17 protein-coding genes are annotated in these 24,714 nt (G+C 71.9%); 6 read left to right on the plus strand and 11 right to left on the minus strand.

Annotation, left to right across the window (positions count from 1 at the left end; all coding sequences use genetic code 11):
- The first annotated feature begins 197 nt into the window (after positions 1–197).
- Positions 198–2,744, plus strand: a complete 2,547-nt coding sequence (locus tag ABT053_RS18310) for a S9 family peptidase (RefSeq protein WP_350970236.1) — start codon at positions 198–200, stop codon at positions 2,742–2,744.
- Positions 2,741–6,298, plus strand: a complete 3,558-nt coding sequence (locus ABT053_RS18315; protein ID WP_350970238.1) for a non-ribosomal peptide synthetase — start codon at positions 2,741–2,743, stop codon at positions 6,296–6,298. Before ABT053_RS18310 ends, ABT053_RS18315 begins: the two co-directional genes overlap by 4 nt.
- A gap of 119 nt (positions 6,299–6,417) precedes the next feature.
- Here ABT053_RS18315 and ABT053_RS18320 read toward each other — a convergent pair whose 3' ends face one another.
- The 8 genes from ABT053_RS18320 to ABT053_RS18355 all read right to left on the minus strand — a co-directional run bounded on the left by ABT053_RS18320 (position 6,418) and on the right by ABT053_RS18355 (position 15,532).
- Positions 6,418–7,317: a MurR/RpiR family transcriptional regulator gene (locus ABT053_RS18320; protein ID WP_350970239.1), complete on the minus strand. Its 900-nt coding sequence runs from the start codon at positions 7,315–7,317 to the stop codon at positions 6,418–6,420.
- A complete protein-coding gene (locus ABT053_RS18325) occupies positions 7,314–8,159 on the minus strand; it encodes an ABC transporter ATP-binding protein (protein WP_350970241.1) in 846 nt (281 codons plus the stop codon). The genes ABT053_RS18320 and ABT053_RS18325 overlap by 4 nt, the downstream gene beginning before the upstream one ends.
- Positions 8,152–9,153, minus strand: coding sequence for a FecCD family ABC transporter permease (locus ABT053_RS18330; protein WP_350970243.1), 1,002 nt, complete (start codon positions 9,151–9,153; stop codon positions 8,152–8,154). Before ABT053_RS18330 ends, ABT053_RS18325 begins: the two co-directional genes overlap by 8 nt.
- Positions 9,150–10,205: a FecCD family ABC transporter permease gene (locus ABT053_RS18335; protein WP_350970244.1), complete on the minus strand. Its 1,056-nt coding sequence runs from the start codon at positions 10,203–10,205 to the stop codon at positions 9,150–9,152. The genes ABT053_RS18330 and ABT053_RS18335 overlap by 4 nt, the downstream gene beginning before the upstream one ends.
- Positions 10,195–11,163 carry an ABC transporter substrate-binding protein gene (locus ABT053_RS18340; RefSeq protein WP_350970245.1) on the minus strand — a complete coding sequence of 323 codons (969 nt, stop codon included), beginning with the start codon at positions 11,161–11,163 and terminating at the stop codon, positions 10,195–10,197. Before ABT053_RS18340 ends, ABT053_RS18335 begins: the two co-directional genes overlap by 11 nt.
- A gap of 478 nt (positions 11,164–11,641) precedes the next feature.
- The gene (locus ABT053_RS18345; RefSeq protein WP_350970246.1) at positions 11,642–11,848 is read right to left on the minus strand and encodes a DUF397 domain-containing protein; all 207 of its coding nucleotides are present in this window, start codon (positions 11,846–11,848) and stop codon (positions 11,642–11,644) included.
- A gap of 148 nt (positions 11,849–11,996) precedes the next feature.
- Positions 11,997–14,030, minus strand: a complete 2,034-nt coding sequence (locus ABT053_RS18350; protein ID WP_350970247.1) for a beta-alanine-activating enzyme beta-propeller domain-containing protein — start codon at positions 14,028–14,030, stop codon at positions 11,997–11,999.
- An 842-nt stretch (positions 14,031–14,872) separates the two neighbouring features.
- Positions 14,873–15,532, minus strand: a complete 660-nt coding sequence (locus ABT053_RS18355) for a TetR/AcrR family transcriptional regulator (RefSeq protein WP_350970248.1) — start codon at positions 15,530–15,532, stop codon at positions 14,873–14,875.
- Positions 15,533–15,675: 143 nt separating this feature from the next.
- Here ABT053_RS18355 and ABT053_RS18360 point away from each other — a divergent pair, with 143 nt between their 5' ends.
- Positions 15,676–17,196: a DHA2 family efflux MFS transporter permease subunit gene (locus ABT053_RS18360; protein ID WP_350970249.1), complete on the plus strand. Its 1,521-nt coding sequence runs from the start codon at positions 15,676–15,678 to the stop codon at positions 17,194–17,196.
- Positions 17,197–17,275: 79 nt separating this feature from the next.
- Here ABT053_RS18360 and ABT053_RS18365 read toward each other — a convergent pair whose 3' ends face one another.
- The 3 genes from ABT053_RS18365 to ABT053_RS18375 form a co-directional block, all read right to left on the minus strand.
- Entirely contained in the window at positions 17,276–17,758 is a 483-nt protein-coding gene (locus tag ABT053_RS18365) for a hemerythrin domain-containing protein (RefSeq protein WP_350970250.1), read from the minus strand.
- Positions 17,759–18,132: 374 nt separating this feature from the next.
- A complete protein-coding gene (locus ABT053_RS18370; RefSeq protein ID WP_350970251.1) occupies positions 18,133–19,344 on the minus strand; it encodes an acyltransferase family protein in 1,212 nt (403 codons plus the stop codon).
- Positions 19,341–22,232: a condensation domain-containing protein gene (locus ABT053_RS18375; RefSeq protein ID WP_350970252.1), complete on the minus strand. Its 2,892-nt coding sequence runs from the start codon at positions 22,230–22,232 to the stop codon at positions 19,341–19,343. The genes ABT053_RS18370 and ABT053_RS18375 overlap by 4 nt, the downstream gene beginning before the upstream one ends.
- Positions 22,233–22,347: 115 nt before the next feature.
- On the opposite strand from ABT053_RS18375, the gene ABT053_RS18380 reads away from it, so the two are divergent.
- The 3 genes from ABT053_RS18380 to ABT053_RS18390 all read left to right on the plus strand — a co-directional run bounded on the left by ABT053_RS18380 (position 22,348) and on the right by ABT053_RS18390 (position 24,670).
- Complete coding sequence (locus tag ABT053_RS18380; protein WP_350970253.1) at positions 22,348–23,112, plus strand: SDR family NAD(P)-dependent oxidoreductase; 765 nt, start codon at positions 22,348–22,350, stop codon at positions 23,110–23,112.
- A gap of 116 nt (positions 23,113–23,228) precedes the next feature.
- The gene (locus ABT053_RS18385) at positions 23,229–23,669 is read left to right on the plus strand and encodes a VOC family protein (protein WP_350970255.1); all 441 of its coding nucleotides are present in this window, start codon (positions 23,229–23,231) and stop codon (positions 23,667–23,669) included.
- Positions 23,666–24,670, plus strand: a complete 1,005-nt coding sequence (locus tag ABT053_RS18390; protein ID WP_350970256.1) for a class I SAM-dependent methyltransferase — start codon at positions 23,666–23,668, stop codon at positions 24,668–24,670. The genes ABT053_RS18385 and ABT053_RS18390 overlap by 4 nt, the downstream gene beginning before the upstream one ends.
- The last annotated feature ends 44 nt before the right edge of the window (positions 24,671–24,714 follow it).

Here is a 24,714-nt window from a genome sequence, read left to right on the forward strand (position 1 = left end):
GGTGACAGGACCGATCGGTGACAGGTCCGATTGGCGGCGGGCCCGTTCGACTGGGGGACGAGGTCGATTACCTGCGGGCGGCCCTGATTAACCCGCGTGCCGCCCCGAATTAAGGCGAGGGCGGGATTATAGGCCGCCCGCCGGAGGCCCGTTCGAGCGTTTTTCCGCGTTTCCGGCGACATGGTTATCGTCCTCCCATGGTGCTACGTGTCAAGCTCGTCCTGTCGTTGCTCACGGCCGCCGCCCTGGTGGGAGGCGCCTCACCACCTGCTTCCCCATCGGTGGAACGACCCGCCGCCACGGGGACCGCGAGGCCGTTCGCGATGCAGGACTTCATGACCACGAGGAAACTCGGCCAGGTCGTCCCGTCCCCCGACGGTAAAGCGGTGGCGGCGGTCGTGAAACGCGGGCCGAGCGAGTCGAGCAGATATGGCGCATCATTTGTCGACGGAAACGAGCGCGCGGACATCTGGATAGCCGACGGCGACGGACCGGCGCGCGACGTGACGCACGGCGCGAAGGACGGCACCGGCCACTACAACCCGGTGTGGTCGCCCGACGGGCGTCTGCTGGCCTTCGCCTCCACCCGGGGCGGCGACGACGTGTTCCTGCACGTGTGGGACCGCGAGACGGGCGAGACCCGCAAGCTGACCCCGCGCGGGGTGCAGACGATGACGAACGCCTCGGGCTACCTGATCCAGTGGCTGGACGCGCGGCGGGTGATCGCCCCGATGGTGAACGCCGGCCGCTGGGCGCTGGAGTACGGGCAGTGGCTGGAGGCCCAGCGCGCCGCCCCGAAGCAGTGGGCCAAGGTCGAGAAGGGCAAGGAGACCACCGCCTCGGTCCTCGACAGCTCCGCGACCCAGGACCAGGACAAGCTGGACGAGGAGGTCGCCGTCGTCGACGCCGTCACCGGGAAGATCACCTCGGCGGGACCGGCCCGCACCTACACGGCGGGCAACCTGGTGGCCGACCCGACCGGGCGGAACATCGCCCGGGTGGACGACCTCGGCCCCACCCCGGCGGTCGACGGGCAGCTCAAGCGGGTCCTGGAGCGGCGCACCCAGCTCGCGATCGCCTCCGCCTCCGGCGGGCAGCCGCGCGTGGTGAGCGACGTGCCGAGCCCCTCGGTCACCGTGCAGCCCCGCTGGGCCGCCGACGGCTCCCGGCTGCTGGTCGTCGGCAAGACCACCCCCGAGACCCCCGACCCGTTCACCGCCTACCTCGTCCCCGCGACCGGGGGGAAGGCCGCGCCGCTCGCCGCCGACCGGCTGGTGGCCACCGGCCTGCTGTGGGGCGCGGGCACCCCGCTGGTGCGCGGCATAAAGACCGCGAACGCCGTTGATCCCACGGCCCGCCAGGACTGGTGGGCGTTCGACCCCGCCGACCCCTCCGCCGCGCCGCGCGACCTGACCTCGCGGTTCAAGGTGCCGCCGCTGGAGCTGGTACCGGTGCCCGGCGGCGTGCTGGGCGTGGCCGACGGGCGCGCGTGGCTGATCGACCCGCGTACCGGGCAGGCGCGCGACCTGAAGGCGACCGGCGCCGCCCCGCTGGCGGAGCTGGCCTGGCCGCTGGACGACGGCGTCAGGCGCAACGGCGTGCGGCCCACCGACCGGGGCGGCGCCGAACCGGCCAACCCCCGTCTCGACCGCGACTTCCCCCTGGTGCTGGCACGCGACGCCAAGGGCGGCCTGTACGAGCTGGCCCCCGGCGCCTCGCCCACGCTGACCCCGCTCCCCCTGCCCCACCCCGAGGCGGGCGTCGCCGGGTACTCCCCCGCGAACCGCACCGTGATCTTCGGCGCGGGCGGCGACCAGGGCACCGCGCTGTGGACCTCCCACGCCGGGCGCCACACCCAGCGGCTGTCGCTGAACGGCCACCTCGCCCAGGTGACCCCGCCCAAGCGCGAGCTCGTCACCTACAAGGGCGCGAACGGGGAGAAGCTGACCGGCGCGCTGCTGCTGCCCCCGGGCCACCGCGACGGGCAGCGCCACCCGCTCGTGGTCAACGTGTACGGCACCCGGATCGTCTCCACGCTGGAGGACGTGCCGGAGTTCAAGGTGAACAACCCGAGCTACCTCACCCTGCAGTTCCTCGCGGCCCGCGGCTACGCCGTGCTCGTCCCCTCGATCCCCCGCCCCGAGGGCAAGGCCGCGGCCGAGCCGATGACGTGGCCCACCAAGCCGATCATGAACGCGGTGGACGCCGTGATCGACGAGGGCGTGGCCGACCCGAAGCGGCTGGCGGTGCTGGGGCACTCCTTCGGCTCCTACAACGTGCACAGCCTCGTCACACAGACCGACCGCTTCAAGGCGGCGATCGCGATCTCCGGCTTCTCCGACGTGATCAGCAGCTACGGCGTGTTCGACTCCCGCTTCCGCTACACCCCGCGCGCCCAGGAGTGGTTCGCGCCCGCCTACATCGAGGACCCGGCGTTCGAGTTCGGGCTGGGCAAGCCGCCGTGGGAGGACCCGCAGCGGTACGTGCGCAACAGCCCGCTCCTGCACGCGGGCAAGATCAAGACGCCGGTGCTCATGCTGCACGGCGAGCGTGACTACCTGACCCACACCGGCTCGGAGGAGATGTACACCGCGCTGGCCAGGCAGGCCAAGAAGGTGCGGCTGGTCAGCTACTGGGGCGAGGCGCACATGCCGTACTCGATGGTCTCCCCCGCGAACTTCCAGAGCATGATCGAGCAGGAGCTGGAGTGGCTCCGCCTGAACCTGCCCGGAGGCAACCAGTGAGACTTTTCTCGCCCGCCCAGGAACGGGCCTGGCTGGAACACCGGATTCGCGGCGACGCCGTGCCGGACGGGATCTCCCTGCGGCTGCGGCTGACCGGTCCCCTCGACGAGAAGGCGCTGGGCTCGGCGCTCGGCGACCTGGCCGAACGGCACGAGGTGCTGCGCTGGGCCCTGCCGACCCGGGGCGACGGCCCTCGCCCGGTGGTGTCGGCCGGGGCGCTGCCCGCGCCGCGCGCGGTGCCGGTCGAGCCGGAGAGGCTCGGCGCGGCGCTGGCCGAGGTGGAGGGCCGCCCGTTCGACCCGGTGACGGGTCCGCTGGCCCGCGTCTCCCTGCTGGAACTCGGCCCCGAGGAGCACGTGCTGGTGCTGCGCATGCACCCGTGCGTCGCGGACGAGGGCTCGGTCGCCGTGCTCGCCGCCGACCTGGCCGAGCTGTACCGGGCCCGAGCCGAGGACGGCTCCTCACGCCTTTCCGGTACGCCCCGCGTACCCGCCGAGGACGACTTCCCGCGCCTTCCCGCCGTGCCCCGCGCACCCACCGAGGACGACCCCTCGCGCCTGCCGGGTACGCCTCGCGCACCCGCCGAGAACGACCTCCCGCGCCTTTCCGCCGCGCCCCGCGCGTCCGCGGGCGGCCTGGACGGATCGGCCGGTGCCTCCGCGCCGGCGCCGGGCACCGGTCCCGAGGTGACGGACGGGGACAGGCGGGAGTTCTGGCGGGAGGCGTTGCGGGACGTGCCGCCGCTGGAACCGGCCACCGACCGGGCCCGCCCCGGGCGCCGCTCCGGCGCGGGCGGGGCGCACCGCTTCGAGGTGACCGTGCCGCCCGAGCTGGGCGTCCCCTCCCGGGCGGTGCTCGCGGCGTTCGCCGTCCTGCTGGCGCGCTGCTCGGGCCAGGAGCGCTTCACGATCGGCGTGCACGCCCCGGGCCGCGTCTCGGGGCTGCTCGGCGGGGAGCCGAACGAGTTCGCCGGGACGGCGGGGCCGCTGGACGACCTCGTCCCCCTGCCCGTGGACCTGTCCGGCGATCCGGACCTCGCCGCGTTCTCCGCCCGCCTGGACCGGGCCGCGGACGGCGCCTGGCGGCACCGGCTGCCCCTGCAGGACCTCGCCGCCGCCGTCGCCCCGCCCCGCGACCCCAGCCGGGGCGCGCTGTTCGACGTGGCGTACGGCGTCGTCCCCCGTCCCGCCGCGCACGAGGCCGCGGGCCTGCGCCTCGAACCGCTCGGCGACCGGGAACCCGCCGCCCGTCGCACGGCCTGCGACCTGGACCTGCGCCTCACCACGGACACACCGCACGAAACCGGGACCGACACCGGGACCGGGGCTGAGACCGGGAACGGGAACGGGGAAGGCGCCGGAACCCGGACCGAACCCGGAACCGAGACCCGAACCGGAACTGGGACCGGAGACGGGGAAAGCGACAGAAGCGAAACCGGGGAAGGCGCCGGAAGTGGCGGCCGGTTCCGGGCGATCCTGACCTACGCCACCGACGTCTTCGACCACGCCACGATCGAACTGATGGCCGCCCGCCTGACCCGGCTGCTCGCCGAGATGGCCCGCTCCCCCGGGCGGCCGGTGCTCGACCTGCCGCTCGACGACCGCTCGGGCCAGATCGCGGGCCCGCCCGCGGCGGTGGACCTGGACTCCCCGGGCTCCACCCTGGCCGCGCTGATCGCCGCCCAGGCCGGGCGCACCCCCGACGCGACCGCCGTGGACGGGGACGACGGACGCCTCACCTATCGCGAGCTGGACGAGCGCGCCAGGGAACTGGCCGGGTGGCTCGCCGCCGAGGGCGTGGGCCCCGGCAGCGTGGTCGCGATCTGCCTGCCGCGCTCGGCCCGCCTGGTCACGGTCGTGGCCGGGGTGCTGTACGCGGGCGGCGCGTTCCTCGCGCTCGACCCGTCGCAACCGGCCCCCCGGCTGGAGTACCTGCTGTCCGACGCGGCGGCGACCGTCCTGGTGAGCACCGAGGAGATCCTCGGCGGCCTGCCGGAGGGCGGGGGGCGCCGTCTCGACCTCGACCTGCGCGACCCCGCCAGGACCGCCGCGCCCAGCCCGGCCGGGCCGCGCGACCTCGCGTACATGATCTACACCTCGGGCTCGACCGGCCTGCCCAAGGGGGTGCTGCTGGAGCACTCCGGCGCGTGCAACCTGGTCATGGCCCTCGCCCCCGAGCTGGGCATCGGGCCCGGGGTGCGGCTGCTGCAGTTCGCGCCGCCGACCTTCGACGCCTGGGTGTGGGAGGTGTTCACCACGCTGGTCTCCGGCGGCACCCTGTGCGTGCCGGAGGCCGGGAACATCCTCGTCGGCCGGGCGCTGAGCAGGTGCCTGTCGGAGCGCGAGGTGAACGCCGTGCTGCTGCCCCCCTCGGTGATCGCGACACTGCCCGACGACCCGCTGCCCGAGCTGCGGGTGCTGGTGACCGGCGGCGAGGCGTGCACCCCCGAGCTGGTCGAGCGCTGGGGTGCCGGAAGGCGCATGGTCAACGCCTACGGGCCGACCGAGGCGACCGTCATCGCGACCCTGGCCGACTGCTCGGCCGGAGAGGGCGTGCCGCCGATCGGGCTGCCCATGGCGGGGGCGTACGCGCTGGTGCTGGACGCCGCCGGGCGCGTCGCTCCGTGGGGGGTGCCCGGCGAGCTGCACGTCGGCGGCGCGGGCGTGGCGCGCGGCTACCACCGGCGGCCCGCGCTGACCGCAGAGCGGTTCGTCCCCCTCGCCGGACCGCCCCCGACGGCACCGGGCGAACTTTCACCCTCGGCATCGGACGGACCTTCATCCTCGACACCAAGCGGACCACCCACCTCGGCCTCGGCCTCGGACGAGCCTTCGTCCCCGTCCCCGGGCGGGCCCCCGCCCCCGATGTCCGGCGGGCGGCTCTACCGGACCGGTGACCTGGTACGGCAGCGCCCCGACGGCCGTCTCGACTTCATCGGCCGGGTGGACCACCAGGTCAAGCATCGCGGTTACCGGATCGAGCTGGGCGAGATCGAGCAGACGCTGCGGGCCTGTCCCGGCGTGGACGACGCGGCGGTGGCGCTGGAGGACGAGCAACTGGTGGCCTACGTGGCCGCCCCCGCCTCCGACTCCATCCCCGCCTCCGCCTCTCCCCCCGCTTCCGCCTCCGTTTCGGAATCCGCCCCCGGAGCCATCGCCCCGGTGACGGCGAAGGACGCCAGAGCGTGGACGGCCGGGCGGCTGCCCGGCTACATGGTTCCGGGAACCGTGCACGTGCTGGACGAGCTGCCGCTGACCACCGCGGGCAAAATAGACCGCCGCCGGCTGGCCTCCTCGGCCGCCCGCGCCGGAAGCCGGTCGGACGAGCCTCGCGACCGGCTGGAACTGGAGGTGCTGGAGGCCTTCCGGCGGGTGCTGGACAAGCCGCGGATGGGCCCGCACGACGCCTTCTTCGAGTCGGGCGGCGACTCCCGGCTCGCGGTGACGCTGCTCGGCCGCCTGCGCGGCGGCCTGCGCAGGCCGGTGGCGGCCCGCCTGCTCTGGGAACGCCCCACGGCCGCGGGCCTCGCCTCGGCACTGCGCGAACTCGGGTAAGCGGTACCGCGCGGGAACAGCGGCAACCGCTCTACGGTGGGCCCGGCCGCGGAAGGCCGTATCCGCGCGTACGCCCGTCGCGGGCACTTCCCGAGCCCGGCCGGCCCGGTCAGGGCACGCTACCGGGGCGCGTGCCCGAAACGCGCTCGCAGGTCGACGAGCCTGTCCCGGGTCTCCAGCGCGGCCGTCTCCTGGGCGCCCTCGACCATGAGCCCGAGTATCTCGGCGAGGACGAACGCGCCGGTGTTCCAGCTCGCCATGCGGGACGCCGACCCCACGGCGCCGAGCACGGCGGTGACCTCGTCGCCGTACCGGTCGGCCAGTTGCGTACCGCAGACGAGGATCAGCGGGACGCCGCGTTCGCCCGCGAGCGTGACGAGCGCGTGGACGTCGGGCATGGGACGGGCCGCGTGGACGAGAACGACCGCGTCGCCGTCGCGCAGGTCGAGGAGCCTGTTGGCGAGGTCGAAGCCGGTCTCGTGCAGCCAGCGGGTGCGGGTGCCCGCCCGGCTCAGCAGGTCCGACAGATGCAGGGCCGGCGCCGCGGAGGTTCCCATCCCGACGCACCAGACGGTGTCGGCGGCCGAGATCGTCCCGATCGCCGTGTCCAGGGCCTCCAGGTCGAGGACCGCCGCCGTCTCGTGCAGTAGTTCGTGCGCGGCGTCGAAGATCCGCGCGGTCGCGGGGCCGAGGTCGGTGCCGAGGGCGGCGAGCCTGCGGACGACGCGTTCACGCGGGGGTGTCACGGTGGCGTGGGGTCTCGTGGCGAGGCGTTTGAGCTCGGGCAGCCCGCTGAACCCGAGCCTGCGGGCCGTCCGGATGACGCTCGCGTCGCTGGTCCCGGTCGCCTCGGCTATCGCGTCGGCGTTGACGAACGGGAGCTCGCTCGGCGCGAGTGTCGCGAGGTACTCCGCGACGATCCGTTCGGTGCGTGACAGGGTCCGGCCGTGCCGCGCGATCCGTTCGCGCAGCACCGGGGATCCCTCGGCGGGGTCTGGGGAGGCGTTGGTCCGGGTCATCCGCTCCAGTCTCCCGCCTGTCCGGCCGGAACGCGTCCCGGACGTGACAGGGGCAGGCAGAGCGGGGAGCCGGTCACGGGGTGCTCGACGACGACGGAGTCGACGCCGAAGACCGCGCGGACGGTGCCGGGGGTCAGCACCTCGGCCGGGGGCCCGGCCGCGTGCACCCGCCGGTCGGCGACGGCGATCACGTGGTCGGCGTACTGGGCGGCCTGGTTGAGGTCGTGCAGCACCATGACGACGGTGGTCCCCGCGGTCTGGTTGAGCTCGCGGAGCAGGTCGAGCACCTCGATCTGGTGGGCGATGTCGAGGTAGGTCGTGGGCTCGTCGAGCAGCATGATCGGGGAGTTCTGCGCCAGGCACAGCGCGATCCAGGCCCGTTGCCGCTGCCCGCCGGAGAGCTCGTCGAGGTCGCGGTCGGCGAGCTCCCCGAGGTGCGCCGCGCCGATCGCCGCCTCGACCGCGCGCCGGTCGTCCTCGGTCTCGCGGGCGAGGAAGCCCCGGTGGGGGTGACGTCCGAACCGGCAGAGGTCCCGGACCGTGAGCCCCTCCGGCGCGACCGGGGACTGCGGGAGGATCGACAGGGCGCGGGCGAGGTCGCGCCTGGGCATGCGGGCGATGTCGGCGCCGTCGAGGAGCACCCGGCCCGCGAGCGGTTCGAGCGCGCGGGCGAGCGTACGCAGGAGGGTCGACTTGCCCGAGCCGTTCGACCCGATCAGGGCGGTGATCCGCCCCGGCGGGACGCTCAGGTCCGTGGCGGTCAGGACCGGGGCGGCGGCGGAGTAGCCGACGGAGACCTGGACGGCTTCGAGGCGGTGGCCGCCGGTGCGGGGTTCAGGCATGGACGCGTGCTTCCCGGAGAAGGATGTAAAGGAGGTAGGGTCCGCCGACGACTGCGGCGACGACGCCGGCCGGCAGTTCGTTCGGCAGGGCGACCAGCCGTCCGGCCAGGTCGGCGAGGCTGAGGACGACGGCGCCGGTGAGCGCGGTCGCGGGGACGAGCCATCTCGCCCTGCGGCCGGCGAGGCGGGCGGCCAGGTGCGGGGCGAGCAGGCCGAGGAACCCGATCCCGCCCACGGCGGCGACCGAGCCGGCGGCCAGGGCCACGGCGACGACGACGAGGAGCACCCGGATCCCCCGGGGCGACCATCCCAGGCCGGACTGGCTGTCGTCGCCGAGCCCGGCCAGGTCGAGCAGCCGCGCGCAGACCACGACCCCGGGGAGGCAGACGACGAGCCAGACGGCCAGGCCCGCGACGTCGGCGCCCGTGCTGCCGTAGACGCTGCCGGCCAGCCACACCATCGCCTGGTCGGCGCGCTGGGGGAACACCACCATCAGGTACTGCATCGCGGCGGCGGCCAGGGCGGCGATCGCGATCCCGGCGAGCGCCAGGGTCGCGCCGTGCGCCCCCGCCCGGCGGGAGAAGCGGAGCAGCAGCGCGGTCACGGAGGCGGCCCCGGCGACGACCCCGACCGGGGTGGCCCACAGGTGGGCGCCCGGGGGGACGAGCACCGCCACGAGCATCGCGCCGAGCCCGGCCCCCTTGGTCACCCCGATCACGTCGGGCGAGGCCAGCGGGTTGCGTACCGCGGCCTGCAGAAAGAGTCCGGACAGGGCCAGCGCGGCGCCGGCGAGGACGGCGACAGCGACCCTCGGCAGCCGGTACTGCAGGACGACGAAGCCGTTGGGCCCGCCGGTGAGCGCGTCGAGGACCTGGGGCGGCGAGAGCGGCACCGCTCCGGCGCAGATCCCCGCGAGGGCCAGCCCGGCCACCAGGAGGCCGAGCAGGACGATCACGTGGACCCGGGTCCGGGTCCGGTTTCCCGGGAGGGTCATCGTGTCTTGCTCCGCAGGGCCAGGAAGAGGAAGGCGGGGGCGCCGACGACCGCCGTGATCACACCCGCCGGGGTCTCCCCGGGGAACGCCACCAGGCGCGCGAGCAGGTCGGCCACGACCAGCAGCAGGGCACCGCCCACGACGCACAGGACCAGGCGGCGCCCGAAGTCGCCGCCGACGAGCGCGCGGGCGATGTGCGGGACGATCAGGCCGACGAAGCCGATCGGCCCGGCGACGGCGACCGACGCGCCGGCCAGTGTCACGACCAGCAGTGCCGCCCCTCCGGCGACGCGGCGGGTGTTCTGCCCGAGCGCCTCCCCGGTGGCGGAGTCGAGGGCGAGCAGGCCGAACCCGCGGTGGGCCACGGCGGCGACGGCGCAGCCGGTCAGGGTGAACGGCAGCAGCAGGGTCACGTCGGGCCACTGGGCGCCGGTGACCGATCCGGCGAGCCAGAAGACGATGTCCTGGGTGGAGTTGTTCATCACGAGGATCGCCTGCACCAGTGCCGACAGCAGGATCTGCAGGGACATGCCGGCCAGCGCGAGACCGACGGTGCCGATCGCGGTCGCCGCCGACAGCGCCCACATCACGACCCCCACGACCCCCGCTCCGGCGAACGCCGCGACGGTCGCCGCCACGCCGCCCGCGCCGAACGCGATCGTCGTCGCGACGATCGCCACCGCGGCGCCCGCGTTGATCCCGAACGTCTGGGCCGAGGCGAGGGGGTTGCGGGTGAGAGTCTGCGCCAGGAGGCCGGCCACCGCGAGGCTCGCCCCGACGAGCGCGGCCAGCACGATCCGGGGAAGCCGCACCCCGAGAACGAGGCCGCGGTCGGCGGATCCGGCCGCTGCCCACAGCGCGCCGGCCACCCGGTCCGGCGGCATCCCGGTGGCGCCCACCGTCAGGCTCCAGAGACCGGCCAGGACGAGCAGGCCCGTCCCGGCCAGCGCGAGCACGAGCGTCCGCCCGGCCCCGGCGGGCCGTCGCGGACGTTCTCCGCGGCGGCCGGGCGCGGGAGGCGACGGCGCCAGGGACCCGGTGCTACCGGTCACCGTTGAGCTTCCGCACGACGTCGGCGGCGATGACCTCCGCCGTGTGCATGCCGCGGAAGCGGGAGAACGCGTTCCGGTTCACCTCGTACACGGCCTTCGACCTGACGGCCGAGATGCCGGCCCAGGCGCTGTTGTTCCGCCACTCGTCGTACACGGTGCCCGGCCCGTCGGTCGCGACGAACAGCATGTCCGGGTCGACCGCGACGAGGCGTTCGAGCCCGACACCGCTCTCGACCGTGTCCGTCGCGTCGACCGCGGGCTTCAGCCCGATCGCCTTGAACACCGATCCGGTGAACGCCGAGGAGGTGTGCAGGCTCATCCCGTCCGGCGTGGCGACGGCGAGCAGGACGCGCCCGTCGGAGCCCGCCGGGATCTTCGCGGCGATCTCCTTCATGCGCCTGTCGTGCTCGGCGACGGCGGTCTCGCCCTTGGCCCTGTCGCCGAGGGCGTCCGCGATCGTGAGGGCGGAGTCCTTGATGTCCTGGTAGCTGCCCTCCCAGCTGTTGAGCACGATCGTGGGCGCGATGGCGCCGAGCTGGGGGTAGATCGTGGCGTGCCGCGTCGAGTCGGCGATGATCAGGTCCGGCTGGAGGCCGCTGACGAGCTCCAGGTTGGGTTCCAGACGGGTGCCGACCGAGGTGTAGTCGATCTTCTTGCCCAGCAGCTGCGGGATGCGGGCCGCGTCGTCGTCGTCCGCGATGCCGACCGGGGTGACCCCGAGCTGGTCGAGGGTCTGGACGAACGAGAACTCCAGCGCCACCACCCGGGCGGGCCGTCCCCCGATCTTCGTCGTGCCGAGCTCGTGGACGATGTCGCGGGCGTTCGTGTCACTCGCTCCGGCGAGTTTCGTGGCGGCCTGGCTCGAACAGGCGGAGAGCCCGGCGGCGGCCAGGACGGCGACGACGGCGAGCACGACCCGGCCCAGAGGACGGGCCGGGCGCAGGGGGACGGAAGACATTAAAAACAGACCTTTCACACATTAATGCGCCTCACCCGACAGATCGGGCACGCGCTAGTGTGGGCAGCCTAACCTAACCTGTAGTGCACAGGTCAAAACTGGAACGTACGCGACACCTCCCGCCTTCCCGCAGGCAGGGCACGGGAGCAGTGCCGGGCCGCATGACATGACGGGCCTGTCCGTCACGGCCGGCGGGGCCGTCTGTCATGGTCGGCGGGGCCGGATCAGCGGGGCGGGCCGCGCCTTGCGAGGCGGCGCCGATCCGACCTGGAGAGAACAATCACAGACGGCCCTTGATCCGTAGGCGGCCGGTCCGCCGGGCTCTGCCTGGTCCAGGCGGACGGGATGAGCAGGCGCCCACCTCAGCCACTCCGCTGCGCTCCTCGTTCATCTCGGAGCGGAGATCCCCGCCGGAGGCAAGTTTTTCAAGCGAAGCGCCCGACCACCACACAGGTGATCGGGCGCTTCCGTGCTCGTCTCAGGCTGCGTCGAACTTTCCGCTTTTCACGCCTGCGAGGAAGGTTCTCCAGTCAGCAGGCATGAAGACCAGGGCTGGCCCCTCGGGGTTCTTGCTGTCTCGGACGGCTGCGACCCCAGGGATGTTGGTGGCAACTTCCACGCATTGGCCGTTGCCTTGGCTGCGAGTACTCGTACGCCATTCGGCGTTGGACAGGTCAAGATCCATCACGCCCGCCCCCTTCCAACTCTGTTGAGCCTCGGCCAATAGGGTCCGTGTTGCGTCCGGACCGGCAGCTATGGCCCGCAGGTGCTCAAAAATGTGCGTCAGGTCTGGACTTGTACAAGATAAGCATCATCGGCAGATTTCTGCCTTGCTAGTCAGGTCTGCCTGTCTCAGCGTCCAATGCGTACACCTTGCCGTCGTGACTGCCGACGTAGACGGTGCCACCGACCACCGCCGGACTGGAGACGATGTCGCCGCCGGTGGTGTGGATCCAGCGCTTGGTACCGTCAACGGCGTTCAGCGCATACACCTTGCCGTCGATGCTGCCGATATAGACGGTGCCACCGACCACCGCCGGACTGGAGACAACGGCGTTGCCGGTGGTGTGGATCCAGCGCTTGGTACCGTCAACGGCGTTCAGCGCATACACCTTGAGGTCGTTACTGCCGATATAGACGGTGTCGCCAACCACCGCCGGACTGGAGACGACTAAACCGCCCGTGGTGTGGGCCCAGCGTTGAGTACCGTCAGCGGCGTTCAACGCATACACCTTGTTGTCGCTGCTGCCGACGTAGACGGTGCCACCGACCACCGCCGGACTGGAGATGACGGCGCCGCCAGTGGTGTGGGCCCAGCGCTGAGTACCGTCGACGGCGTTCAACGCATACACCTTGCCGTCACTGCTGCCGACGTAGACTGTGCCACCAACCACCGCCGGACTAGAGACGACTAAACCGCCGGCGGTGTGGGCCCAGCGTTGAGTACCGTCAGCGGCGTTCAACGCATACACCTTGTTGTCGTTACTGCCGACGTAGACGGTGTCGCCAACCACCGTCGGATTAGAGTGGACGGCGCCGCCAGTGGTGTGGGCCCAGCGTTGAGTACCGTCAGCGGTATTCAACGCATACACCTTGCCGTCACTGCTGCCGATGTAAACGGTGTCACCGACCACCGCCGGGCTGGAAAAAACGAAGCCATCGGTGGTGTGGGCCCAGCGCTGAGTACCGTCGACGGCGTTCAACGCATACACCTTCTTGTCGTAGCTGCCGATGTAGACGGCGTCACCGACCACCGTCGGACTGGACTCAACCTCGTTGCCGGTGGTGTAGGTCCATCCGGTGTGGCGGGGTGGTGTGATGGATGGTTTGTGTGACTGGCCAGTGGTTTGGACAGCGTGTGGCTGGGCTGTGCCCAGGAAGATTTGCGGGAGCAGGCCAGCGAGGAGGAAAGCACCGACGGTGACCACGGCCGCACTGGCGATCAGCATCCTTGGCAGACGGTCTGTCGGCGGCTGGGGCGGGTTGGTGATCGTATCGGGATGATCGAGTTGGTCGATGGTGAATGCGCTCTTGGCGAGGTCGTCGTGGACTCGCTCTAAGGTGTTGGTCTCTTGCTGAAGCATCTGGTCGACACGGCGCAGGATCTGGGCAGCGACGCGCTGGTCAGTTTCTCCCATTAGTGGCTGGGGCTCGGCGACTGGTTCGAGGCTGGTGAGAGCCGTGGGTGTGGGTACTGAGATGGCTTTTAGGTTGGCGAGGCGACGGGCGAGATCTTCGGCTTGCGCGCGTGCCTGTTGATGCAGCCGTTCGGCTTGAGTGCATCGGTCTTTAGCTTCCGCTAGCCGTTGCTCTACCCTGGCACACAATCGTTCGGCTTTTTCCAGACGTTGTTGCGTGTCAGCCAGCTCGTTGCGTAACCGGGCGTTTTCAACTTTGAGTTGCTCACGTTCGACGGCGCCCATGCTTGCCAGCACGGTGGGCTGCGACTGATGATCGGCGATTTGCTGGCGGAGTACTTGACGCTGACCGGTCAGTCTGCTCGCGGCTTGTGTGAGTCGGTCGCGCATCTCGGTGAGGCCGTCGGCCAGAGATCTTTGCCGGTCGATGGAGTGTTGGACACGGTCCATGGTCTCGGTGATGGTCTCCAGCAGCTCCGCCACCGCTGCCGGAGTGGTGTGCTCGACCTGCGGGCTTGTGGTCTGGTTCCGGGATCGCGCCCACCCGACCACGCTTGCCGTCATAGTCCCTATCAGGGATATCAGTCCGGCAATATTGGCTGCGGTCTCCAAGCCCAAGGCGCGCAAGAAAAACCACAGCCCTAGCGCCAGCGCGCAAAGCGCCAGTCCGGCGACTGTCCATGGCTGCTTGTGCCACCATCGCCGGTTGTGTTCCTGATGCGCACGCATGGTTCTTATTGTGGTGCCGCGTTGCGGTGGGGCACACGTTACGCGTTCAGGTCGTAACCGGATCTCTACAAGCGCTGCTTGACGCCTATCCGGGAACAGCAATGTCCACTTGCATACGTTTTGACCTTAATGATACTAATTTAGTGATTTAGCCCAACTTTGGCATGGGTGTTTTCGGTCGCGTTGCGGCCTAGATCACACCCCGATGCCCTACCGGTAAAGCATTGGGATGAGTGCTGGCGAGGTTGTCACCCAGTGCTATACATGGCATTTCGAGTGGTAGTAGTGATTACCGAAGCGCTTTCAAGTGCTCGTAACAGACGCCTGTCCGATGGAGCAGAATAAGGAACGCGGGTCGCCTGTTGGGCCATTTACAAGCGCCACAGGGAGGACTTATCCCTGTATTTATCAAATATCTTTTCCCGCACGACCGTTTCGCGTCAGGGGAAGTTGCGCCGGTCGGTGATTTTGAGGCGTCCACGCCCACCCGGCCGGTGCAGCAGCGCGACGAGACGGGGCTGCCGATGTGGGCGGTCTCGGCGCTCGATCCGGATCCGGCTGCCAGGGCTGCCGGGAAATCGATGCAGGTCAAGACCGCTGCGGCGGAGCTGCCGGAGCTGCCCGAAGCGTTGGCGGCGGTGGGGGTGCCGTTCATTGGCCGTGCACGGCGGGCGCGGCGCGCGCAACCACCTGCTGGCCGTCGCCCTGCACGCGGGCGCCGTGCCGATACGGCGCCGCGACGCGTAGGCCACCCGACGTCCCGGAGGCCGGCGTGACGGCTGCCGCCGACCCACCCAGGCGGAGCCGGACCGGCCACCCGGCCGAGATCGCGCGACGGGCGACTAGACGGCGTCGGGGCCGAAGGCGCGCAGGAACGTGTGGACGGCGGCGCGGGTCACGTCCCGCAGCTCGGTGTCGGCGACCTCGCGGGTGCCCAGCCGCGACCGCGCCTCCATCGGGCCGGTGAGCAGGGCGCCGAACTGTTCGGCGGCCTGAGCGGGGTCGGCCGCGCGCAGGCGGCCGGCGAGCATGAGCCTGGCCAGCCGGTCGGCCAGGGCCTGGGCGACGCGGTCGGCCGCTCGTCCCTGGACGATGTCGAGCAGGTCGGGAAACTGGTTGAGCTCCGCCGCGAGCAGTCGTCGCAGTGCCCAGGAGCTGTCGTCGCAGTAACACCGGAGCAGGCTGTGACCGACCTCCTCCAGCGTCGCGCACAGCTCGCCACCGTCGTCGGTGAGCCGCTCCAGCGTGGCCATGTTCCTGGCCAGCGCCCTGTCGGCCTGAGCGGTGATCGCCTGGCGGAGCAGGGTCTCCTTGTCGCCGAAGTGGTTGTACACGGTCGCCTTGGCGACGCCCGCCTCGGCGGCGATCACGTCCACCCCGGCCTGGGCGTATCCCTGGCGGGCGAACACCGCGAACGCGGCGTCCAGGATCGCCTTCCGCTTGTCGATGCGCCCGCGCGCGGTGGCGAGGCCCCGCCCGGCTGAGGTTCCCGCTCCGTTCATGGGCCGCATCATAGCGCGAGAATCACGCGACTATACCGGTGAGTCTATTTCGGTGGACTTGATTGACTAAGACTGATCGGTCTCTTAATTTGGACTCGCTGGTCTAGTTGACCTTGATCAAACCACCAGATCGGAGCCGGCCCATGACACGACCGCGAGACGACCGGCTGGATCCGGCACTGCTGCGGCTGATCGCCGTGATCCTGCTCGGCGGGTTGCTGGGCATCCTCAACAGCACGATGGCCGCCGTCGCCACCGGCACCCTGGCCAGGGCGTTCGACACCTCGCTGAGCACGATCGGCTGGACCTCCACCGGCTTCCTGCTGGCCGTGACGGCGACCATCCCCTTCACCACCTGGGCCGTCGACCGGTTCGGCGGCAGGCGGCTGTGGCTGTGGGGTCTCGTCCTGTTCCTGGCCGGATCCCTCGCCTCCGGGCTGGCCTGGAACGTCGGCGGCCTGATCGCCTTCCGTGTCGTCCAGGGTGTCGGCGCCGGCCTCCTCGACCCGCTCGTCCTGATCCTGCTGGCCCGCGCGGCCGGCCCCCACCGCGCGGGGCGCGTGATGGGCCTGATGGGGGTGGTCCTCTGCCTCGGCCCCATCCTCGGGCCCATCGCGGGCGGCGCCATCCTGCAGGGCCTGCCGTGGCGCTGGATGTTCCTGCTCAGCGTGCCCGTCGGTCTCGTCGCCCTCCTGCTCGCCCTGCGCGTGCTGCCCGCCGATCCACCTACCGAACGGCAGCGGCCTCGGGCCCGGCTCGACGTCCTCGGCCTGGCCCTGCTCGGCCCGGGTTTCGCCGCTCTCGCCCTGGCCCTCTCGCAGACGGCCGAGCAGGGTGCCTTCACCGCCTGGCAGGCGCTCACCCCTCTGGCCGCCGGTGTCGCCCTGCTGACCGTCTACGCGATCCACGCGCTTAGCGTCCGGCGTACGCCACCCCTGATCGACCTGCGGCTGTTCGCCGGTCGCGGGTTCACCGCGAGCGTCACCATCATGGGCCTCGGCGGGCTCGCGAACTTCGCCGTCCTGTTCGCGCTGCCGCTGTACTACCAGCAGGCGCACGGGCACGGCGTGCTCGCCGCCGGACTGCTGATGGCGCCGCTGGGTCTTGGCGGCGCGATCAGCATGCCGCTCGCCGGACGGCTGTCGGACCGGATCGGCGCCCGCGGGCTCGCCGGTGGCGGAGCGCTCGTGGCCGCGCTCAGCGGGCTCGCCCTCACCCGGGCCGGAGCGGACACCCCCGAGGTGTGGCCCGCGCTGGCCTCTCTCACCCTGGGCCTGGGGATGGGCTTCTTCAGCGCGCCCACCATGGGGTCTCTGTACCGGACGCTGCCCGCCCCGCTGGTGGCGCAGGGCAGCTCGGTGCTCTACACGCTCAACCAGCTCGGCGCCGCGATCGGCGTCGCCGTCGTCACGCTCATCCTGCAGACCGCCGCCGACGCGGTGACCGGCTTCCACGGTGTCTTCTGGTTCGCCGTCGCCATGATCCTGGTCGTCCTGGCCGCCGTCCCGCTCCTGCCCGGCCGCCCGGAGGATCCGGCCGTACGGGAGGGCCCCGTCGTACGGGAGGGCCCCGTCGTACGGGAGGGCCCCGTCGTACGGGAGGAAGAGGACTCCGCCACGTCCGAAAGGACGTCCCAGTACTCCGGCGACGGTCCGCGATCCTGAAGATGGGGACGGGGACGTGCGTTCCCGGCCCGTGCCACCCCGGGGTCACCGTTCTCCCGGTGTGGAGCGGTGTGGAACCTCACCAGGGCGAGGTCCCGGGCCCGTCCTCCTCGTCGTCGTCGATCAGCAGGAAGTCGGGCCGGTTCTCGTGCCACCCGGGGACGTCCATCGAGTTGAGCACGGAGATCAGCTTCTTCTCCTCGTAGATGAAGTGCGTCCGCATGACGGCCGACAGCGCCTCCACCTCCTGGCGCACCTTGGAGGCCGTTACCGGGTCCGGCTTCTCCGGGAGGGATGCGAGTAGTTTCTGGAGGTTCCCCAGCAGCCAGTCCAGATGGTTGTGGTCCGTACGCAGGTCGGAGAGCACCTTGCCCAGCTCGGGGAACTCCTCGGCGATCACCGGGAACGCGCCCCTGTCCTCGCCGGTGTGGTGGCGCGTCAACGCAGCGCAGAAGGAGAGGCAGTGGGCGCGCAGGTCACGCGGCGGAAGCCCCTTGCCGTCGAAGTAGTCGTCGACGCCGTCCTGGAGGCCCTCCAGCATCTCCCGGAGCCAGATGTGCACTTCGAGCAACTGTGTACCGAAAGCGGTGAGGCGGTCACCCGCCCCGGGACGTGCGTTCACGCTCTTCCCCCGACTCCCCGACTCCCCGACTTCACCGACAGGTCGATCCACCCGGCGCCCCCGAAGATCCGGAGGCGCGCGGCGAGTCCCGGTGGAACCGCGGTGGTACGGCCACACCCGCGGATGACCTTCCACGGCCCGGGGGTGTCCACGGCGGGGCCGGAGACGCCTGTGCATGGTCTCACGGACGGGCCGCAGGGGGCCGGGGAGCCCGGCCCCGCGCGGTACGGACCGGGCGGTCACGCCATGAGCGGGCGGTGCGGGGGGTCATGGTGACCGCGGGGGTCACCATGACGACCCTTCGAACCCTCGGCTCACATGGAGGGTTCCGCGCCCGGGGCCGGGGTGGCGGCCTTGGGCTCGCGGCGCAGCAGGGCCCGCAGTTTCTTCTCGATCGGATACTCGTACAGCCGGTACAGCCCCCACGACAGCAGCACGCTGACGACCAGGCCGACGAGCGCGTACGGCAGGTGCGCCCAGGTGGGCTGCGGGAAGTCGTAGAGCGACTGCCGCCCGAACGCGTGCTTGGCGATGGGGAAGAGCACCAGGAAGTGGATCAGGTAGAAGGCGTAGGACCACTGGCCGAGCGCCACCAGCGGGCGGGAGCTCAGCAGGCTGCGCCGTCCGGCCAGGTCGTTGGTCGCCGCGGCCGCGATGAGCAGCGCGAACACCACGATGCTGCCCCGGTTGGCGGTCTCGGCCAGCGCGGTCTGCCACACGCCGGACCAGGACCACGCCCACAGCAGCCCGAAGTAGACGACAGTGATCGCGGTCGCCGTGCGCAGCCCGATCGGGCTGCGCCAGCCCCTGCGCACCGCGGCGGCGATCACGATGCCCAGCACGAACTCGCTGACCCGGGAGATCGGCGAGTGGGTGGCGAAGTAGTACAGGTCGGAGGTGAACCAGTTCTCCCCGGTGAGCTGCGGGTTGGCGAGCCAGAGCCACACGCGCGTGCCGATGCTGATCGCGATGAGCGCCGCGGCGATCAGCACCATCTGCCGCAGGGTGCGCCGCACGATCGGGCGCACCACGAACGGGAAGACCGCGTAGAAGAACGCCTCGCACGACAGCGACCAGGAGACGGTGTGCGGCACGGTGTCGCCCTGGAACGACGACGGGAACCACGCCTGCACCATGAGCAGCGTGGCGACCGTCCACCACACCAGCGACGTGCCACCCTCGGTGGGCCAGAGCTGGCCGCCGACGAGCAGCGCGACCGCCGCGACGGTGGTGATGAGCAGCGACGGCCAGATCCTGGCGAAGCGGCGCCAGTAGAACTTCGGCGCGGTGTCCCGGTCGAAGAACGTCCAGGTGAGGACGTATCCGGACAGGACAAAGAAGAACGTCACCCCGGCCGTGCCGAGGACGAACAGCTCGTTGAGGTAGGGCAGGGGCAGCAGGATCGCGACGTGGCTGAAGAACACCCCGAACGCGGCGAACCACCGCAGCCCGGTCAGTGACTCCAGCCGCGTCCTGGGCGGTCCCTCGATCGTTTCCGGTGACGGCCTGGCGGCTAACGAGGTCACGACGCCGCCTCCTCTCCCGTGAGGCCGGCTTGCGCGCGGCGTTCGTCGACCAGCGCCGCCTGTTCGCGGACGGTCGCGTGACGCAGCAGGTCGGGCAGTTCCACCTCGACGCCGAACGCCACCTCGTAGCGCAGGCTCAGCCTGGCCAGGGTGAGCGAGTGGCCGCCGAGGTCGAGGAAGCCGTCGGAGGCGCCGATCTCCTCCACGCCGAGCAGCTCGCGCCAGATCCCGGCGACGGCCTCTTCGGTGCCGCCCTGGACCGGCACGTGCCCGCCCTCGTCGGCGGGGGCGTCGGGGCTGGGCAGCTCCTCGTGGGCGACGTGGCCCGCGGCGGTCCTGGGCAGGGAGTCGAGGACGGTGACGGAGCCGGGCACCTGGTACTCGGGCAGGTGGGCGGTGAGCTCCTTGGTGTCGATCCCCTCCCCCGCCACGTACGCGGCGAGCCGGTCGTGGCGCACGTCCACGGCGGCCTCGGCCACGCCGGGGCGGCCGGCCAGGGAACGGGCCAGCTCGTCGGTGTCCACCCGGAACCCGCCGACGGTGAACATCCGGTCGAAGCGGCCGAGCAGCTCCATCGAGCCGTCGGGGAGGGTACGGCCCCGGTCGCCGGTGGCGGCGCCCCGGACGTGGATCTCGCCGGGCACGCCGGTGGCGCCGGGGCGCCCGGCCCGGTCGGCGACCTCGATCTGCGTACCGGCCAGGGGTTCGCCGAGGAGGACGCCCCTGCGGGGTTCGGCGAGCGGGTCGATCCGGCGGGCCGAGGCCCAGCGCTCCCCGTACAGGGTCCAGGTGGGGACGGCCGCGGCCAGCTCCCGCGCGAGGCCGGGCGGGGTGGTGGCCGCGTCGCAGAGCGCGGTGAACGGCCGGTCGGCGGGCAGGCCGTCCTGCAGCAGCAGCCGCCACGCGGCGGGCGGGGCGTGCACGACGGTGGCGTCCGCGACCAGTTCCCTCAGCCGCCCGGCGTCGCGGGCGGCCTCGGGGGGCGCGGTCACCAGGTGCGCGCCGTGCAGGAGTGCCAGCAGCATGGCGTCGGTGAACGCGCCGGACGCGGGCGGGGCGAAGGTGAGCACGGTGTCGGCGCGTTCACCGATGCCCAGGCCGATCCGCGAGGCCAGGTCCGCGATCGGCGCGGTGGCCGTGCTCGCCGTGCTCGCCGTGCTCGCCGTGCCGCCGTCGAGGATGTCCGCCTTGAGGCGGGCGTACCGCCAGACGGCGGGGTCGGGGCTGTCGGCGGACGGCGGCTCGGCCCCCCTGCGCACGGCGGGCACGAGGCTCTCGGCCCGCGCGTCGAGTTCGGCGTACGTCAGCGTGACGCCGGAAGCGACGGAGGACGCGTCCCCGGAAACGGAGGACCCGTGGGCGGTGACGGCGGGCGAGTCAGGGGTGAGCCGTACCCGCTCGGCCAGGACGGCCGCCGCCCGCTCGGCGTCACCGGCCTCCGGCCCGGGAAGCCGGGGGGCCGGGGGGAGCGCGAGGTCGCCGACCGGCCGGTCCGGGTCGGCGCAGGCCTTCGCGACCAGGAGCGCGAACTGCTCGGCGAGGACCTCGACGGCGGCCGGGTCGAACAGGTCGTCGTTGTAGCCCCACAGGCCCGCCATGCCGTCGCCGTCGACGCTGAAGTCCACCATCAGGTCGAAGTGCGAGACCTCGACGTCGGGGACGAACTCCGAGGCCCGCACGCCCGGCAGGTTCAGGAAGACCCCGTCGTTGTCGCGTACCCCGAGCCCGGCCTGGAACAGCGGCGTGTGGCTCTGCGGCCGCTGCGGGTGCAGCTCGCGCACCAGCTCCTCGAAGGGCATCTCCTCGTGGTCGTGCCCCTCGACGGAGGCGTGGCGCACCCGGCGCAGCAGCTCGCGGAAGGTGGGCTCGCCGCGCAGGTCGAGGCGGAGGCAGATGATGTTGATGAAGCACCCGACGAGCGCTTCGAGCTCGGGCCGGATGCGCCCGGCGGCGGGTACGGCGGTGACGATGTCGGCCTGGCCCGCGTAGCGCGACAGCAGCACGCCGTAGGCGGCCAGCAGCACGGTGAACGGGGTGGTGCCCTCGTCGCGCGCCACCGCGCGCACGGCGGCGACGGCGTCGCCGGACAGCCGGGAGCGGTGGAAGCGGCCCGCGCGGCGCCGGTGCGGCGGCCGGGGCCGGTCGGAGGGCAGGTCGAGCAGGCGGGGAACGCCGTCCAGGGTCCGCCGCCAGTAGTCGACCAGGCGCGAGCGCACGTCCTCGGTGCGCAGCCGCTCGCGCTGCCAGACGGAGAAGTCGGTGTACTGCAGGTCCAGGTCGGGCAGGCTCGCCCCCCCGTCGCCGGCCGCGTCGTAGAGGGTCTCGATCTCGCGCCCGACGATGCCGAAGGACGGGTCGTCGAAGACGATGTGGTGGAAGGTGAGCACGAGCACGTGGTCGTCGGGTCCCAGCCTGAGCAGCAGGGCCCGCCAGAGCGGCCCGTGGCGCAGGTCGAACGGGGCCAGGATGTCGTCGGCGGCCATCCGCGCGGCCTCCGCCTCGACCTCTCCGGCCGAGTCCTCGGAACCCGGGTCCTCGGAACCCAGGTCCACGGAGCGCAGCACGCTCGTGGGCGCGTCGCCGACGCGCTGCACGGGCATGCCGTCGACCTCCTCGACGGTGGAGCGCAGGATCTCGTGGCGCCGGATCACCTCGCACAGCGCCCGGTCGAGGGCGCCCGCGTCGAGGGGACCGCGCAGCCGCAGGGTGGCGGGCACGTGGTAGAACCCGAAACCCGGATTGAACATCTCGCCGAACCAGATGCGCTCCTGGGTTGAGGAGACCGGCACCCCCGAAGCCGGCACGGGATGTCGCGGGATGCGATCTCGCTCGCGCCGGCGGCGGGCGATCAGGTCGTGCACATTGTCCGCGCTGTTGGCAATCGTCATGTGAATGGTGTCCTCACGTCTGTGGGGTGCAGCGTGAATGCAGAATTTTGCGTCAGGATATGTCTTGATAAGCGAGAGCATTTACCCTCTATTGCGAAAAGGCGGCGAAACGGATATGGAGCTGCAGGGTGTGACGGCGCTGGTCTCGGGGGCCGGTGGCGGGCTGGGCGCCGCCACCGCGCGCGAGCTCGCCAAGGCCGGCGCGCACGTGGTCGTGGCCGACCTGGACGCCGGTACGGGAGGCCCGGTGGCCGACGAGGTGGGCGGCACGTTCGTGGAGACGGACGTGACCGACGCGGGTTCGGTCGAACGTGCCGTGGAGGTGGCCGCCGGGGTGGCGGGGCCGCTGCGCGTGGCGGTGAGCTGCGCGGGGATCGCGCCCGCCGCCCGTACGGTCGGCCTCGACGGCCGGCCGCACGACGTGGAGACCTTCGAGCGGGCGCTCGCGGTCAACGTGGTCGGCACCTTCAACGTGATGCGCCTGGCCGCCGCCGCGATGGCCGCGACCGAGCCGCTGGAGGACGGCGAGCGCGGCGTGGTCGTCAACACCTCCTCGGCCGCCGCCGAGGACGGCCAGGCGGGCCAGGTCGCCTACGCCGCCTCCAAGGGCGCCGTCGCGGCGCTCACCCTGCCGGCCGCCCGCGACCTGGCCTCGGTCGGCGTGCGGGTGTGCGCGCTGTCGCCCGGCCTGTTCGACACCCCGCTGCTCGCGGCGATCCCGCCGGAGTTCCGGCGCCCGCTGGAACGGCAGATCGTCTTCCCGCCCCGGCCGGGAACGCCCGGGGAGTTCGCGCGGGCGGTCCGCGCCGTCTGCGAGCTGGGCTATCTCAACGCGGCGGTCGTCCGCCTGGACGGGGGCCTGCGCCTGCCGAACACCTGAGACGTTTGGGGCCGGAATCTCCGAGCAGAACACCGATCCCGTGAACGCCGGCACGTCTCGCCGGCGGGATGCGGGGTAGCGTCCTCGTACGTTTCCATGGTCACCGATCGAGGGAGATGAAGAAATTGCGCACCCCACCCGACGGAATGCCGAGAATCACCCCCGTCATCTTCTACTCCGACGTCGAGAAAGCCATCGAATGGCTCATCGAGGCGTACGGATTCGAAAAGCGCAAGGTGCTGAACGACGACGACGGGTCCGTCGTCCACGCCGAGCTGTCGTTCGGCGAGGGTGTCGTGCAGCTCGCCGGGACGGGCGACGGCCGCAAGCACGAGCCGCAGGGCGAGGGCGAGCTGCGCCAGAGCCTGTACGTGTTCGTGGACGACGTGGACGAGCACTACGAGCGCGCGAAGGCCGCCGGAGCCGTGATCCGCGACAAGCCGGACACGCGCTTCTACGGCGACCGCAACTACACCAGCGAGGACCTGGAAGGACACCACTGGGTCTTCGCCCGCCGGGTCGAGGAGATCCCGTACGAGGAGATCGACACCCCATGAGCGCCGTCGAGCAGGTCAGGGAGCTGTACGAGCGCTACCCGTGCCCGTCGCTCACCGTCGGCGACGACCTGATCCTGGACCTGGCGCTCGGCATCGGCATGGTCGCCAAGGACAAGACCCTCGCGGGCAAGCGGGTGCTGGACGCCGGGTGCGGCACCGGGCACCAGCTGCTCGGGCTCGCCTCGCAGTACCCCCGGGCGCACTTCACCGGCATGGACCTGTCGCAGTCGTCGCTCGACGTGGCCGAGGAGCTGCGCGCGCGAAACGGGCTGGACAACGTGGAGCTGGTGCGCGGCGCCATCGGCGGGGACGGCTTCGAGGGTCCCTACGACCTGATCGTGATGACCGGGGTGCTGCACTGCCTCGACGACCCCCGCGCGGGCCTGGCCTGGCTCGCCGAGCGGCTCTCGCCCGGCGGGCTGATGTACCTGTGGTTGTTCCACAGCTTCGGCGAGCACCAGCGGCTGATCGACCGCGAGCTGGTGCGGCTGCTGTCGGGCGGCGACACCGGCGAGGAGGGCCTGTCGGTGGTGCACCGGCTGGGCTTCGGCCGGTCGGCGGGCCGCTACGGCACGGGCACCGCGCCCGGCGCCGACCCGCGCGACCAGGACGTGCTGGACGCCGACGCCTACCTGCACCCGGTCATGCGCACCCACCGCTTCGGCGACGCGGCCCGCCTGTTCGAGGGCCTCGACGGGATCGGCTGGGTCGCGCTGAACGGCGTCAACTGGGACGGCGGCGGCAAGATCCTGGACCTGGGCCGCCGCCACCCCGCCTCGCCGGTGTTCCTGTCGGACGCCGACCTGTTCGACGACGACGAGCTGCTCGCGCGCTACGCCAGGCTGCCCGTCGCCGAGCGGGCCGCGGTGATGGAGTTGCGGCTGGCGCCGACCGGTTTCACCGTCGTGGCCGGCGCCCCGGACGCGGAGCGGCTGTGCGAGTCCAGGATCTCGGGCAACGTGATCCTGCGGAACCGGGAGCCCGGCGGGACCGGCGGGTGACCCGGCCGCTCCCGGAGACGAAGGGGGAACGTCCGTCCCGCCGG

The organism is Streptosporangium sp. NPDC002524 (assembly GCF_040295985.1).
Lineage (GTDB): Bacteria > Actinomycetota > Actinomycetes > Streptosporangiales > Streptosporangiaceae > Streptosporangium.